The organism is Pantoea sp. X-Soil-ISGK-259 (genome assembly GCF_059730705.1).
In genome coordinates, this window is sequence record NZ_AP035986.1 from 408,663 (window position 1) to 424,000 (window position 15,338).

Consider the following 15,338-nt stretch of genomic DNA (forward strand, 5'->3'; position numbering starts at 1 on the left):
GACACCATTCAGGGACTTTGAAACAACAATGCAAACCTCAACTCCGCTTGCACGCTATGAGCAGGCGCTGTCGCAGGGCGAATTCAGGCCCGATGACGTACAACGCGAAGCAATTACCCGTTTAGACGCGCTGCAGCAGGCGCTGGTTGCCCGGCAACAATCTGCCGCGCCAGCCGCATCTGGCCTGCTGGGTCGCCTGTCAAAATTGATTGGCAAAGAGAAAAACGAGACGCCGCAACCGGTACGTGGACTCTATATGTGGGGCGGTGTCGGGCGCGGTAAGACCTGGGTCATGGATCTCTTTTTTCAGTCTATTCCTGGCGACCGAAAACTGCGCCTGCACTTTCACCGCTTTATGTTGCGGGTGCATGAAGAGCTGACGCAGCTCCAGGGTCAGAGCGATCCCTTGCTGATTATCGCGGACAAATTTAAAGCCGAAACGGACATCCTCTGTTTTGATGAGTTTTTTGTCTCTGATATCACGGATGCGATGCTACTGGGCACGCTGATGGAAGCGCTGTTTGAACGCGGTATCGCACTGGTGGCCACCTCGAACATTCCGCCCGACGATCTCTATCGCAATGGTCTGCAGCGTGCACGCTTCCTGCCAGCCATTGAGCAGATAAAACGCCACTGTGATGTGATGAACGTGGATGCCGGTATCGACTATCGGTTGCGCACGCTGACCTCCGCACACTTGTGGAACTATCCGCTGAACCCGGAAACGCACGCTGAAATGACGCGGATGTTTAAAGCGCTGTCGGGCAGCCAGCCAGAAGCGGCGCCGGTGCTGGAGATTAATCACCGCCAGATGCCGACACTGGGTGTCAGCGAAGGCGTGCTGGCGATTAACTTCAAGACCCTGTGCGGTGAAGGGCGCAGTCAGCATGACTATATTGCGCTGTCGCGCCGTTTTCACAGCGTGCTGCTGTATGACGTGCCGGTGATGATCTATAAAACCGAAGATCAGGCGCGGCGTTTCCTGGCGCTGGTCGATGAGTTCTATGAACGTCATGTGAAGCTGGTAGTCGCGGCGGAGACGTCACTGACCGAGATTTATCAGGGCACGCGGCTGAAATTCGAATATCAGCGCTGTTTATCCCGGCTTCAGGAGATGCAAAGCGAAGAGTATCTGCGTTTGCCGCACCTGCCGTGAGAATAAACAGGATAAATACCGAAATAGGGTTCGATTTTTGTAACCGACTTCTCTATAATCTTGCGACCCCACGTTACAGCAAAGGATTTTTTTCCCAAATCCTCTGTGTTCCAGTAACTCTATCCGAAGGGGTGGCTTGCTGGTCAAAATGGTCGTGTGAGCCTCATTCGTTTACTTAAGCGTTTGGGATTTCACCAACGTGTAACTTAATTTGGGTAAGCTTTTCGATGAAAACTTTTACAGCTAAACCAGAAACCGTCCAACGTGACTGGTTTGTAGTTGACGCAACGGGCAAAACTTTGGGTCGCCTGGCGACTGAACTGGCGCGCCGTCTGCGTGGTAAGCATAAAGCGGAATACACTCCGCACGTTGATACTGGTGATTACATCATCGTTCTGAACGCAGAAAAAGTTGCTGTAACCGGCAACAAGCGTACTGACAAGATCTACTATCACCACACTGGTCACATCGGTGGTATCAAACAGGCGACCTTTGAAGAGATGATTGCTCGCCGTCCTGAGCGTGTGATTGAGATCGCGGTTAAAGGCATGCTGCCGAAGGGCCCGCTGGGTCGTGCTATGTATCGTAAACTGAAAGTTTACGCAGGCAACGAGCACACCCATGCGGCACAGCAACCGCAAGTTCTTGACATTTAATCGGGATTAAAGGCAATGGCTGAAACTCAAAACTACGGCACTGGTCGCCGCAAAAGCTCTACCGCTCGCGTATTCATTAAGCCGGGTAGCGGTAACATCGTAATTAACCAACGTTCTCTGGAACAGTACTTCGGTCGCGAAACTGCCCGCATGGTAGTTCGTCAGCCGCTTGAGCTGCTGGACCTGGTTGGTAAATTCGATCTGTATGTCACTGTTAAAGGTGGCGGTATTTCTGGTCAGGCTGGTGCGATCCGTCACGGTATCACCCGCGCTCTGATGGAATACGACGAATCACTGCGTGGCGAACTGCGTAAAGCAGGCTTCGTTACTCGTGATGCGCGTCAGGTTGAACGTAAGAAAGTCGGCCTGCGTAAAGCACGTCGTCGTCCTCAGTTCTCCAAGCGTTAATTGTTTGCAGCTCCGGCTGCGACAATTGGCTCAAAAAACCCGCTTCGGCGGGTTTTTTATTTGCTGCCGTCCCCTCAACTCCCGGCGAAAACCGTAACGTCGCGCTCAATTTACCTGCAAACATTCATTCCACGCCCACAAGTAGCCTAAAATCTGGTAAACTCTGTGTCACTTTGCGCCCGCAGGCCGGTGCGTTATGCGCCTTCCCACTGTCGGGGCGTCAGTATCTACGGCGCGGCTAACCAGGTTGCGTGCGAGTTCGATAAGCAAGTGAGTCGCCGTGTGGTTGGCTATTTGCAGTATCTTTTTGTGAACAAACTTGGAGGTTTTCATGGCTGTCGCTGCCAACAAACGTTCGGTAATGACGCTGTTTTCTGGTCCTACTGACATTTTCAGCCATCAGGTACGTATCGTCCTGGCGGAGAAGGGTGTCAGCGTAGAGATCGAGCAGGTCGAAATGGATAACCTGCCGCAGGATCTGATTGACCTCAATCCGTATCGCACGGTACCGACGCTGGTAGATCGTGAGCTGACGCTGTATGAATCACGCATCATCATGGAATACTTAGATGAGCGCTTCCCGCATCCGCCACTGATGCCGGTTTATCCGGTTGCCCGTGGTGATAGCCGCCTGATGATGCATCGCATCGAGCAGGACTGGTATAGCCTGATGCGGAAAGTCGAGAACAGCACGGGTCAGGAAGCTGAAGCAGCACGCAAGCAACTGCGTGAAGAGCTGCTGGCTATCGCACCCCTGTTTGGTCGTACTCCTTACTTCATGAGCGAAGAGTTCAGTCTGGTCGATTGCTACCTGGCACCGCTGTTATGGCGTTTGCCGTCAATGGGCATCGATTTGATTGGCTCAGGTTCAAAAGAGCTGAAAGGCTACATGAACCGCGTATTTGAGCGTGACTCTTTCCTTGCTTCATTAACTGAAGCTGAACGTGAAATGCGCCTGCAAGCCCGGGCTTAACGTATGGAAATGTCGCAACTTACTGCACGTCGTCCCTACCTGCTTCGCGCCTTCTATGACTGGTTGCTCGACAATCAGCTGACGCCGCACCTCGTGGTCGATATTAATCTGCCCGGTGTGCAGGTGCCGCTGGAGTATGCGCGTGATGGTCAGATTGTCCTGAACATCGCGCCACGCGCGGTGGGTAACCTTGATTTGGCGAATGATCAGGTGTCGTTCAATGCGCGCTTTGGTGGTGTTCCTCGCCAGGTTAATGTGCCGATGGCGGCGATTCTGGCAATCTACGCGCGTGAAAACGGTGCCGGGACGATGTTTGAGCCTGAACCTGCTTACGAGCTGGGTACGCAGGAGACGTCAGAGGGTCAGGAAGAGACCATGATGTCCGTGATTGATGGCGATCGTCCTGACGATGCCCGCGATGACGAGACACCGCCTGACGACGATCCACCGCCTCGTGGCGGACGCCCTTCACTCCGTGTAGTGAAATAGCCGTGAATACCCGTCCATCCGACGGGTATTTTTTTGCCTGTTATTCATAAAAAAGAGATAAAAAAAATCCGGCTGCCTGCGCAAGCCGGATTTCTTTCAGCACACCTTTGCTATCAGTAGACGTCGCGCAGGTAGCGTTTCTCTTTCTTCAGCTGATCCACGTAGTCTGCAGCGCGCTCGGTGGAGAGCCCACCAAACTGGCGAACCACTTCATACAGCGCGTTATCCACATCCTTCGCCATGCGCGATGCATCGCCGCAGACGTAGAAGTAAGCCCCTTCCTGCAGCCAGGCATAGAGTTCTGCACCCTGCTCAAGCATCCGGCTCTGCACGTAGATCTTCTTCTCCTGATCGCGTGAGAACGCCAGATCCAGGCGGGTCAGCAAGCCATTATCCCGCCAGGCAAGTAATTCATCCTGATAGATAAAGTCATGTTCCTGATGCTGATCGCCGAAGAACAGCCAGTTTTTTCCCTGCGCGCCGGTTGCCTGACGCTCCTGCAGGAAGGCCCGGAATGGGGCGATGCCGGTACCGGGTCCCACCATGATCAGCGGTGCGCTGTTGTTAGCCGGCACGCGGAACGATTTATTGGGTGAAATAAAGATAGCGGGTTTCTCGCCACGACGCACACGCTCGGCCAGATAGGTGGAGCAGACGCCACCGCGATTACGGCCGCCGCTGTGATAACGCACTGAGGCAACAGTCAGATGCACCTGGTTAGGATGGGCTTTAGAACTGGACGAAATGGAGTAAGCACGATGCTGCAACGGACGCAGCAGAGCGACGAATTCAGGTACCGCCAGCGAGCGCGTCAGTTCAAGCTGCAGCAGGTCGAGCGTATCTTTGCCCCACAGCCACACGCCCAGCGCATCTTTATCATCATGCTGTAACACATGACGCAGTTCCTGGTTGGTGGTGTTCTGTCCGACCCATTCGATCAACTTGCGCGACGGCTCCGAAATCTCAAACTGGTAGGTCAGCAGGTCGCCGAGGCTGCGGTCGAAGCCGGGCACCGGTGTCTGGTAATCAGCATTAAGCTGAGTCAGGAGCAGGCTGACCAGCGACGGTTCATTGACCGGAATCACGCCCAGCGCATCGCCCGCTTCATACTTCAGACCGCTGTCCGACAGGTCGAATTCGAAATGACGGATATCTTTTGCTGACTGCTCGCCTGACAAACGCTTGTTGGTGATCAGTGCGGCGGCATACGGATTCGATTTATTGCTGCCAGGAATCACAGGCGCTTCAGGTGCACTCTCCAGCACGGTGCCGCTGCTGCCCGCGCTGGCAGCAAACTGTGGCATTGAGCTGTTCAGCCATTCGCTGGAAGGCTCTTCATAATCAATATCACAATCGATACGATCAACCACGCGTTTCGCGCCCAGCTGCTCAAGGCGCATATCAATGAACTTGCCCGCCTGACAGAAGCCGTCGTAACCGGTATCGCCAATCGCCAGCACGGCAAAATGCATCTGCTCCAGACGCGGTGCGGTACTGGCAGAAATCGCATCCCAGAATAGCTGTGCGTTGTCCGGCATTTCCCCTTCGCCATAGGTCGAGGTAACAATCAGCACATGGCGCATGGTGGCGAACACATCAAGATCGACATCGCCCAGCGCCTGAACCACCGGAACCAGCCCTTTCGCGCGGGCAGATTTTGCTGCGGTCTGCGCCAGCGCTTCGGCATTGCCGGTCTGCGAGCCATACAGAATGTGCAGTTGCGTGGTCGCGGCTGCACCCGTACCTGCGGCAGGTTGCTGTTTGTCTTCTAACACCAGCAAACGGGAGTGAAGCCCCGCAAGAAAGCCAGCCAGCCAGTACTTCTGATCGCCATTAAAAGGTGCATCTTCTGGAATATAAGGAATTTTCATGGGTACGTTTACTCAATCCCGTTCTCGCCCGATATCAGTGGCGTTGTCCGGTGTGACAGCCGTTCCGCTTTCCCGTGCCGCAGATTTTGCAGCAGGGGAGAGCGGTTTTGCATCTGTCCGGTACAACGATTAATCCGGGCAATGATCAATTAATAATATTCAGTTCAGCCTGATCAGTATCACTGTCAGGAGAGTTTACCCACCGCAGCGGCGATTTCCGGCAATGCCGCACGTGCAAACAGCTCTTCAAAGTCAGGCAGATGACCCAGCACTTCCCGGTTACAGGCATCCTGATACATGATCCAGCCGTAGGTTGCCAGGCTGTCCATGGAGCGGATATTACGTTGCGTCAGCGCCGCTTTGTAATCTGACATGCGTTTGGTCCCAATCAGACTCGCCAGTTCGTCATCGCTGTAACTCTCGATGGCGGAACGGGCATGACGCTGCAGCTTACTGACCAGCGAAAAGTCTTCCGTCATCAGCAGATTACGCACCGCTTTTTCTACCGCCGGATCTTCAACCGGCGTGCCTTTCGGCAATTTTGCCAGTGCCAGTTGCTGGGCAAAGCTGAGCACGGTGTAGTTGTTCAGCAGGACAAACATCTCCTGCGTATCGGTCGCGCCATAGGCTGGTACGGCACCGTTGGCGATGGTTTTACCCTGACGCCACGCGGCTTTAAACTTGGCAACCTGATGGCCTGCCAGCGCCGTAGATAGCTCTTCGAGCAGATCTTTACGGCTCTTGGCTTTCAGGATCTCACCGCCATCCTGATAGAGCAGCAGCGAACGTGGCATCACATAAACAAAGTGATGACACTCTGTTTCCCAGTTTTCCAGCAGCCAGGCAGCACGTGGCGATTTCGTTGCCTCAAGATGCCAGTTGAGCATGGTCAGTACCGCCTGCTTGTGCACCTGCGCCATCTCATCCTGATCGGCAATGGAGCCAAACCGCACAGAGTCCCCGGCAGCGTGGCTTGCCAGCGATCCATAGGGATCGTACTGGTAGGCAAAGCCGCCACTCATGCCGTTGCCAAATCCTTTACCAAAGGTGCCCAGGTTTAGAATGGCGCCGTTGGTCATATATTCACAGCAGAAGTCACCCACGCCTTCAACGACGGCCGTTGCACCTGAGTTACGCACCGCGAAGCGGTCACCGGCCTGCCCCTGAACGAACAGACGTCCGCCAGTTGCACCGAACAGCGCAAAGTTACCAATCAGCACGTTGCCATCGGCATCCTGCGCGCCGCCACCCGGCGACATCACAATCAGTTCGCCGCCACACTGTCCTTTGCCGACACCGTCATTACAGGTGCCATAGTGGGCCAGCTGCATGCCATCGTTGCAGAATGCGCCAAATGACTGGCCGGCAGAGCCGGTTGTGGAAATTTTTACGCTCTCAGGCGCCAGATAGCGGCGACCGCGATCGTCAGTCATGACAGCAGGCATCAGGTTTAACTGCTCCGCGCTCAACTGATGGTTCAGCATGCGTTCGATATCGATAGCCAGCTGACCACCGACACTTTTGTTGCGGTTATTCAGCACGATGCCATCGCCCAGTGCGACGTCAGGATTTCCCTGCTCCACCAGCGACAGTTTCAGCTGCTCAATCCAGCCATCATCCAGTTCAAAATCTTTTTCCAGATAAACCGGCTTGTCGATTTTCAGTTCAGGCACCACGGTGAGCATGGCGCGCAAGTCGAGTTTGCCCACTTCCAGCGGGTGATCCATCAGGTGCAGCAGGTCAGAGCGACCGCGCGCTTCACGCAAAGAACGCAGACCCATACGTGCCAGGATCTCACGCACTTCATGCGCCACGTTGAGGAAGTACTGCGCCAGCTGACGTGGATCGCCATCAAAGGCTTCGGCATTGGTGGTTAAGCCAGCCGGGCACTTCACATTACAGTTCTTCGCCATCACGCATTTCAGCATCATCAGCGCGGTAGTGCCGAACTCGAAACTGTCGCCGCCCAGCAGGGCAGATTTCACGACATCGCTGCCGGTCTGTTGCGCGCCAGAGCAGCGCAGCAGGACTTTATCGCGCAGACCATTGGCGCACAGCGCCTGGTGGACTTCAGCGATGCCGATTTCGGCTACGCGTCCGGTGTATTTCAGACTGGTGACAGACGCTGCGCCGGTACCGCCGGTGTTACCCGCCACGTTAATCACATCTGCACCGGCTTTGGCTACGCCAACCGCGATGGTGCCGATGCCTTCAGACGAGACCAGTTTGACGATAACGCGCACCCGCGCGGCTTTACAGTCGTGGATTAACTGCGCCAGATCTTCGATGGAGTAGGTGTCATGGTGTGGCGGTGGAGAAACCAGCTCAACGCCAGGCGTGCCGCCACGCGCAGCCGCAATCTCTACCGTGACTTTGGCTGCCGGTAACTGTCCGCCTTCGCCAGGCTTCGCACCCTGACCAATTTTGATCTCCAGCTCTTCCAGCATTGGATCTGCCAGATAGGCAGCCCAGACGCCGAAACGACCGGAAGCCAGCTGTTTGATACGGGAGGCACGAATAGTGCCATGGCGGGAGTAGTGCTCACCGCCTTCACCGCAGTTACTCATGCCGCCGACCATATTCGTGCCGTGTGCAACCGCTTCATGAGCAGGCGCGACCAGCGCACCGTGGCTCATCGCCCCGGAGGCAAAGGTACGGGTAATTTCACAGGCTGGCTGTACGTCGCTCAGCGGCAGTGAAGGCAGGGTGGTGAAGATACGTGACAGATAATCGGCCGCTTTACCGTATGCGGTCACTTTCAGACCGCCTTCAACCACTTCGCTGCTCTCAATATCGTCGCCGAAGCGGAACTTCAGAGCACGAGACAGGTTTTCCAGGCGCTCACTCTCAGGCTTCAGACCTTCAATGGCATCGGTCAGACGCAGCATGAAGTGATTCAGGCTGCCATCCACCGCTTCACACACCATGCCGCGAATCGCAAAGCCGTTGTTGGTCAGCGAGTAGCGTCCCAGTTTGCGACGGAACTCCGCTTCGCTGTCGATGTGTGTCAAATCAGCCGGGAAGGTCAGGATGTCGCGCAGGGCCGCCGGACGACGTTTACGCTCTTCGTACATCAGGCTTGAGAACTGACGATAATCGGCAGTAATGGCAAAATTGTTGATGACGTCATCCGGGATGCGCTCGAAGCTGCTGTCTTTGAACGTTTCGGGCTTGATGCCAAACGCGTTATCCAGTTTTGCCAGCGTCATCAGGCGGATAAAGTTGTCCTCTTCGCGCGCTTTGTCGGCAAAGCGAATCGGCTCTTCAGTCATGTCGATGAAAGTACGTACGGCGATGGTGCCGTAAGAGTGCCCCGCGCCTTCTGCACGCTCTTTAAACAGGCCCAGCAATGGCACTTCAGATTCACCCTGAATCTTCAGTGCGCTCTGGTGCCAGTCTACTGCCATCGCCGCGATTGCTGCGAAGCCTGCGCCGCCCACCGGTGTTCTGATATTCGGGAAATACTTTTTCAACACCGGATCATCGGTGTTGAGGAAGTTTGGCTCAAAGAACTCGCCGCTGCTGTAGCTCTCAACGGTACAGAGGCCCACTTTGCCCATGGTTTTCATCAGCGCTTTTTCAGCCGCTTTGGCATAGCGTTTAAAGGCTTTGTTGCCTTCTTCACCTTCACCAAATTTCTCCTCTGCGCGCATCTGTACGCCCAGTGGGTAGATAGCGGAAGCGCCGAAACCAAGTGTGGCGGCAATGTGGTGCGAAGAGATGCTCTGGCCGCTCTCCACCACCAGAGAAACATCCAGACGCAGGCCTTCCTGCACCAGACGCTGGTTAATGGCGGATACCACCAGCAACATCGGGATTGCAGCGTGTTTCGACGAGATGTGGCGATCGGTCAGTACGGCAATGCCACCCTGAGAGCGGGCAAAATCCACTACCTGTTGCGCCAGGTCATCAATCGCTTTTTCCAGCGCATTCGCGTTAGCCGTGGTGCTCAGCAAATCTTTACCGATCACGGGCTCATAGAGCATTTCAAAGCGGGCATAAGGCGCGATTTTCTGCTCACGTAAACGTAGCATATCAAGGTGGCTGAGGATGGGGCTCGGCACCACAATCTGACGGCCTTTACTGCGGCCCAGATGCGGTTTTGCGCCCAGCGCGACGCGCAGCGTCATACCGTCCACTTCGCGGATAGAGTCCAGCGGTGGGTTGGTCACCTGAGCAAAGCGCTGAGAGAAGTAGTGCGCCATGCCGCCTTCATGATCGGATAAGCCATTGATGGCGTTGCCGTAACCCATCGCAGAGATCTTCTCTGCGCCAGTGTTCAGCATCGGGTCCATCATGAACTTGAAGCTTTCCTGGTTGTAGTAGTAGGCAACAAAGCGCTGATAGGTTTTCAGGTCGCCACGATAACGCAACGGTGAACCCTGCTGTTCTGCCGGGATCTCAGGCAGATCGTCAAGACCGACGCGCGCTTCGTGAAGCAACGCAGAATAATCTTTCTCTGCAGCCAGTTTTTCCAGCGCCTGCAGCGTGGTGTAGCTGCGTTTTTCACGATGATCGAAATAGAGCATGCCGCCCGCTTCGATTCGGCCACGACGCAACACGCTTTCAGGTGGAAACGCGATCTGCCCGGCTTCTGACATTGCACCGATATACTCAGCCGTTTCGACTGAACGCAGTGGACGCAGGCCAAGACGGTCCAGACGAGCACCAATGACTTCGCCATTGCCAAAGATTAATGCTGCAGGGCCGTCGTTCTTCTCTTCATACAGCGAGAAATACTCCAGCATGTCGCGCACTTCTGTCGGCAGTGAACTGTCGTTTTCCCAGGCGGGCGGCATCATCGAGACAACGGCCGTGATCAGATCGAGGTTATCTTCCATCAGACGGCTGTGGATGCTCTGATCCAGACGCGAACTGTCAGACTGGCCTTTTGGCCGGACGATTTTCTTGCCACGCGCCAGCGCCAGCGCCGACTCGGCGATGCGGTTTTTGCGGTCAGTGTTCAGTTCACCGTTATGCGCCATCAGGCGGAACGGTTGTGCCATGGTGGTATGCGGATCGGTGTTAGTGGAGAAGCGGGTATGGAAGAACAGCCCGCGTACCTGATGGTCCGGATCGGTCAGATCTTTGAAGTAAGGGATCACTTCATTGGAATTCAGACGGGCTTTAAACACCTGGGTGCGTGATGACAGCGACAGCGGATAAAGACCGCCAAATTCGCTTTCGGTAAACGCACGGGCTTCAATGGTCAGCAGGGCGCGGTAGATACGTTTTTCGAAGTCGTTCTGGTCGACCACGTCCTCTGGCGCAGTGAAAATCCACTGCAAAATCGGTAGCTGAAACTGCACGGCGGCCGGGCGCGTCACGCTACTGTCGAGCGGCATGTCGCGTTTCATGATCACCGGCAGGCCAAAGCTGCTGAGTGCCTCATCCACCAGACGTTCGGCATTCGCGCGCAGCCCGGCATCTTTTGGCACGAAGAAGTTGCCGACACCAAAGCGACCCGCTTCCAGCGGCTGGCCGGTAATTTTGCGGAAGAAGTGCAGCGACAGATCAACGTTGACCCCCGCACCATCGCCGACGCCTTCCGCGGACATACCGCCGCGGTGAGGCACGGTACACAGAGCGCTGTGTGCCATCTGCAGAATCTCGTGGGTCTGCTCGCCGTCCTTACGCGTAATGAAACCTACACCACAGCTGTCACTGCCTGCTGTCGGATCATACAAGCCATAGGATTGAGGTTTTTTAGTGGACATTGAGGGTCTCCTTAAACTGCTTTGACATTACCTGCACTGATTCAGGGTCTGGGCGCACTGGGGCGCTATCATTTTCATCGCCATGCTCTGTCGAGCGCGCGTCATAGCCCTGAGCATTTCTCTCCAGACATCGGTAAAACGTCCTTAATTGAGCTGCTCTCTGATTTCCGGTCTCTTAAAGGAGATGACTTAAACCACGCGGGAGTCTTCTTGTTGCATAGATATGCCGAGACAATGGCCCGTCTGGAAAGCTTTCAGCGGATTTCCAACTTATCGGGAAAGCGTAATCAGGTCAAATGGCGTGGTCAGACGGGGTAATCAGGTGTTTAATGTATATAACTTTATGAATTAAATGATTTTTATGGTTTAAAATGTATCACTTTGGCACCCGTCGATCGGCCGATAAATGTGAACTGACTCACTGTAGTGCAGGCATCAGATCTCTGCACCATGCTGGTGACGGGGTGTTAGACAGCATTAAATGCTGTTCAACACCGTTGATGCATAGCATGTATCTGTTTTTCTTATGTCCGACTATTTGAATGAAACAGCCATTGGTTATAAGAAAAATTAATCAGGATGAGCGTGCGTAAAACATCATTAAAGATGAATGGGTATGCATATATGAAAGGTGTGCCTGCGCAGCAGGAGTCTGCCAGGATATTGAAAAAAGGCCGGACAGAGAAATCGGTGATTCGCTGGCGGCCTTACAGATTATTCATTTGGCACAGTCAGTCAAGGGTTTTAACCGCTTTGTCCTTAACGTCGCCGATCGGCCGCGCGGATGCACCATAACAGGGCGTTTTATCCCGCTTCTCCCTGCGACGTGCTGCGACGTCAGCAGGGTAACTGCGCTATTATGAGGCTGTTTCTCATCCAGGGAGTTGTTATGAAACAAATTCGTCTGTTGGCGCAGTACTACGTTGATTTAATGGTCAAGCTGGGTTTGGTGAGGTTTTCGCTGCTGCTGGCGTCTGCGCTGGTGGTGCTGGCGATGATTGTCCAGATGGCGGTCACGATGGTGCTGCGGGGCCATGTTGAGAGTATTGACGTGGTGCGTTCGGTCTTCTTCGGGCTGCTGATTACGCCCTGGGCAGTCTATTTCTTGTCCGTCGTGGTCGATCAGCTTGAAGAGTCACGACAACGACTGGCCAGGCTGGTGGACAAGCTGGAAGAGATGCGCACACGTGATCTGGAACTCAATCAGCAGATGAAAGAGACCATTACGCAGCTGAATCAGGAGATCAGCGACCGTAAAAAGGCGGAGCTGGCTCGTGAGCAGGTGATGGACAAGTTGCGTGAAGAGGTGACGCGTCGTGAGCAGGCACAGATTGAGCTGGAGCAGCAATCTTCCTTCCTGCGCTCATTCCTGGATGCTTCGCCAGACCTGGTTTTCTATCGCAACATCGATAAACAGTTCTCCGGCTGTAACCGTGCAATGGAATTACTCACCGGCAAAAGCGAAAAGCAGCTGATCGGCCTGACCCCGCGTGATATCTACGATGATGAAGCGGCAACGAAGGTGCTTGAAACAGACGAAAAAGTGTTCCGCCACAACGTCTCGCTGACCTATGAACAGTGGCTGCAATATCCCGACGGACGCAAAGCCTGTTTCGAGATCCGTAAAGTGCCTTATTACGACCGTGTGGGTAAGCGCAGCGGGCTAATGGGTTTTGGCCGCGATATAACCGAGCGTAAGCGCTATCAGGACGCGTTAGAGAACGCCAGCCGGGAGAAGACCACCTTTATCTCTACGATCAGCCACGAGCTTCGTACGCCGCTTAATGGCATTGTTGGCCTGAGCCGTATTCTGCTGGATACCGACCTTAATCAGGAACAGCTGAAATACCTGAAAACCATCCACGTCTCTGCCATCACGCTGGGCAACATCTTTAATGATGTCATTGAGGTGGACAAAATCGAACGCCGTAAAGTGCAACTGGATAATCAGCCGCTTGATTTCACCGGCTTCCTGGCCGATTTGGAAAATCTTTCCGGCCTGCTGGCACAGCCAAAAGGGCTGAAATTTGTGCTCGCGCCGCAACTGCCACTACCGCATATGATTTCCACCGACGGGACCCGCTTGCGCCAGATTCTGTGGAACCTGATAGGTAACGCCGTGAAATTTACCCAACAGGGTGAAATTGTCGTGCGGGTCACCTATGAGCAGGACGAGACGCTGCGCTTCGAGGTGCAGGACTCTGGCATGGGGATTCGCCAGGACGAGCAGGACAAGATTTTTGCCATGTACTATCAGGTTAAAGACCAGCATGGCGGCAAACCCGCAACTGGTACCGGTATCGGGCTGGCGGTATCACGCCGACTGGCGCAGGCGATGGGCGGGGATATCCGGGTTCACAGTGCACCAGGACAAGGTTCATGCTTCACCGTTGAAATCAAAGCCCCGCGTATTGCTGAAGAGGTGGAGGACGAAGGTGTGGATGACAGCCTGCCACTGCCTGCACTGCACGTACTGTTAGTCGAAGATATTGAGCTCAACGTGATTGTGGCGCGCTCAGTACTGGAAAAGCTGGGCTGTAGCGTTGAGGTCGCCATGACCGGCAGTGAGGCGCTGGCGATGTTTGACCCGCTGGAGTTTGATCTGGTGCTGCTGGATATTCAATTGCCTGATATGACCGGGCTGGATGTCTCGCGTGCGATTCGCCAGCAGTATCAGGGAACACATCTGCCACCGCTGGTTGCACTTACCGCCAATGTTCTCAAAGACAAAAAAGAGTACTTCGACGCAGGCATGGATGACGTGCTTAGCAAGCCTCTTGCGGTGCCAGCACTGACTGCGATGATTAAAAAGTACTGGGATTATCAGGCAGAAGCGGAAGAAGAAACGCTTGATGTCAGCGACGACAAAAGTCGGATGCTGCTGGATGTTGCCATGCTCGAACAGTATATCGAACTGGTCGGCCCCGGTCTGATAACCCAAAGTCTGACGATGTTTGAAAAAATGATGCCAGACTATCTTGCGGTTCTGGAATCCAATCTGATGGCCCGAGATCAGAAAGGGATTGCTGAAGAAGGCCACAAAATTAAAGGTGCGGCGGGTTCAGTAGGGCTGCAGCGTTTGCAGATGCTGGCGAAACAGATTCAGAGTCCGGAGTTACCGGCATGGTGGGACAATGTTGTTGAATGGATCGATGAGTTGAAACAGGAGTGGCGACATGATGTGCAGGTACTGCGTGACTGGGTATCAGAGCAGGAGAAGTGATATCCCGGAAAAAAATGACCCCAGCCGAGGCCGGGGTGCGCGAATACTGCGCCAACACCAGGGAAATCATTGCGACCGCTATGATATGAATAATTAATGCAGCCGCAGGGTATTGGTTAACACTGTTATCACCTTAGCAAATTCATCTTCTCGTGCGACAAGATTCATTAAAATTTGTGATATTGAGCAGCGTTTAAATACAGAAAACATTAATTTGCCAACACAGTCAAGTAAGGAATCATTTTACACGCTGTATTGATGGTGTTTTGACCATATTTGCTCTTTTTCGTGTAGTTTTAAGGCTGTCAGACTGGGACGCAGAGTCTGCGCTGCAGTAAAGTGAAGTCGCGTTAACATTCACCTCTCCAGTGTGGCTAACGCGCTGATATTGCAAGCACACAGCCTGAAATGATACGAATTATCCAAAACGATTTGGAATGATTAAAAAGAATCTAAAACTTTCTCCTTTTCCCGTCTGCACACCTGAGGCTTTAAAGGAAGCCAACAGTGCCATAATGGCCAGGAGGGAGTCATTTAAGCGCTGTTTATTTGAGCGTTATAACGAAGATTCTGATTAAGGTTTAAACTGCATCTGATTAAGAAAAAAATAATAGTTAAATATAGCGAATGATTCAATCCGGCGCTTATTACTCTTTATTAACTGTTTATCTGGAAAGCGCCTAAGCAAAGGTAAGCAATGGAACCGATTCCTTTTTTACGGAAGTCCTTGAACTATTTCGAACTGTTGCAGCATTTTGATGCAAAATGATTGAATAAAGTCTGGAAACTGTCGTCCCGTTTTCAGCGATAATCGTAAAAAGCCTGTGTTAGTGGCAGTGATTACA

General features: G+C 53.7%; 8 protein-coding genes. 6 read left to right on the forward strand and 2 right to left on the reverse strand.

Annotation, left to right across the window (positions count from 1 at the left end; translation table 11 throughout):
* The first annotated feature begins 28 nt into the window (after nucleotides 1-28).
* The 5 genes from zapE (at nucleotide 29) to sspB (ending at nucleotide 3,682) form a co-directional block, all read left to right on the forward strand.
* On the forward strand, nucleotides 29-1,156 hold the full coding sequence (gene zapE, locus AC6I77_RS01850; RefSeq protein ID WP_033743099.1) for a cell division protein ZapE: 1,128 nt from the start codon (nucleotides 29-31) through the stop codon (nucleotides 1,154-1,156).
* A gap of 227 nt (nucleotides 1,157-1,383) precedes the next feature.
* A complete protein-coding gene (rplM, locus tag AC6I77_RS01855; protein ID WP_008925400.1) occupies nucleotides 1,384-1,812 on the forward strand; it encodes a 50S ribosomal protein L13 in 429 nt (142 codons plus the stop codon).
* Between the two features lie 15 nt (nucleotides 1,813-1,827).
* Nucleotides 1,828-2,220 carry a 30S ribosomal protein S9 gene (gene rpsI, locus AC6I77_RS01860; RefSeq protein WP_008925401.1) on the forward strand — a complete coding sequence of 131 codons (393 nt, stop codon included), beginning with the start codon at nucleotides 1,828-1,830 and terminating at the stop codon, nucleotides 2,218-2,220.
* A 331-nt stretch (nucleotides 2,221-2,551) separates the two neighbouring features.
* Nucleotides 2,552-3,193, forward strand: coding sequence for a stringent starvation protein SspA (gene sspA, locus AC6I77_RS01865; RefSeq protein WP_003851135.1), 642 nt, complete (start codon nucleotides 2,552-2,554; stop codon nucleotides 3,191-3,193).
* 3 nt (nucleotides 3,194-3,196) lie between these two features.
* Nucleotides 3,197-3,682, forward strand: a complete 486-nt coding sequence (gene sspB, locus AC6I77_RS01870; protein WP_003851133.1) for a ClpXP protease specificity-enhancing factor — start codon at nucleotides 3,197-3,199, stop codon at nucleotides 3,680-3,682.
* 113 nt (nucleotides 3,683-3,795) lie between these two features.
* On the opposite strand, the gene AC6I77_RS01875 is transcribed toward sspB, so the two are convergent.
* Both AC6I77_RS01875 and AC6I77_RS01880 read right to left on the reverse strand, forming a co-directional pair.
* On the reverse strand, nucleotides 3,796-5,553 hold the full coding sequence (locus AC6I77_RS01875; RefSeq protein WP_008925402.1) for a sulfite reductase subunit alpha: 1,758 nt from the start codon (nucleotides 5,551-5,553) through the stop codon (nucleotides 3,796-3,798).
* 185 nt (nucleotides 5,554-5,738) lie between these two features.
* The gene (locus AC6I77_RS01880) at nucleotides 5,739-11,270 is read right to left on the reverse strand and encodes a glutamate synthase-related protein (RefSeq protein WP_485525850.1); all 5,532 of its coding nucleotides are present in this window, start codon (nucleotides 11,268-11,270) and stop codon (nucleotides 5,739-5,741) included.
* 889 nt (nucleotides 11,271-12,159) lie between these two features.
* Between AC6I77_RS01880 and arcB the strand changes: the two genes are divergently transcribed.
* The gene (gene arcB / locus AC6I77_RS01885; RefSeq protein ID WP_003851122.1) at nucleotides 12,160-14,493 is read left to right on the forward strand and encodes an aerobic respiration two-component sensor histidine kinase ArcB; all 2,334 of its coding nucleotides are present in this window, start codon (nucleotides 12,160-12,162) and stop codon (nucleotides 14,491-14,493) included.
* The last annotated feature ends 845 nt before the right edge of the window (nucleotides 14,494-15,338 follow it).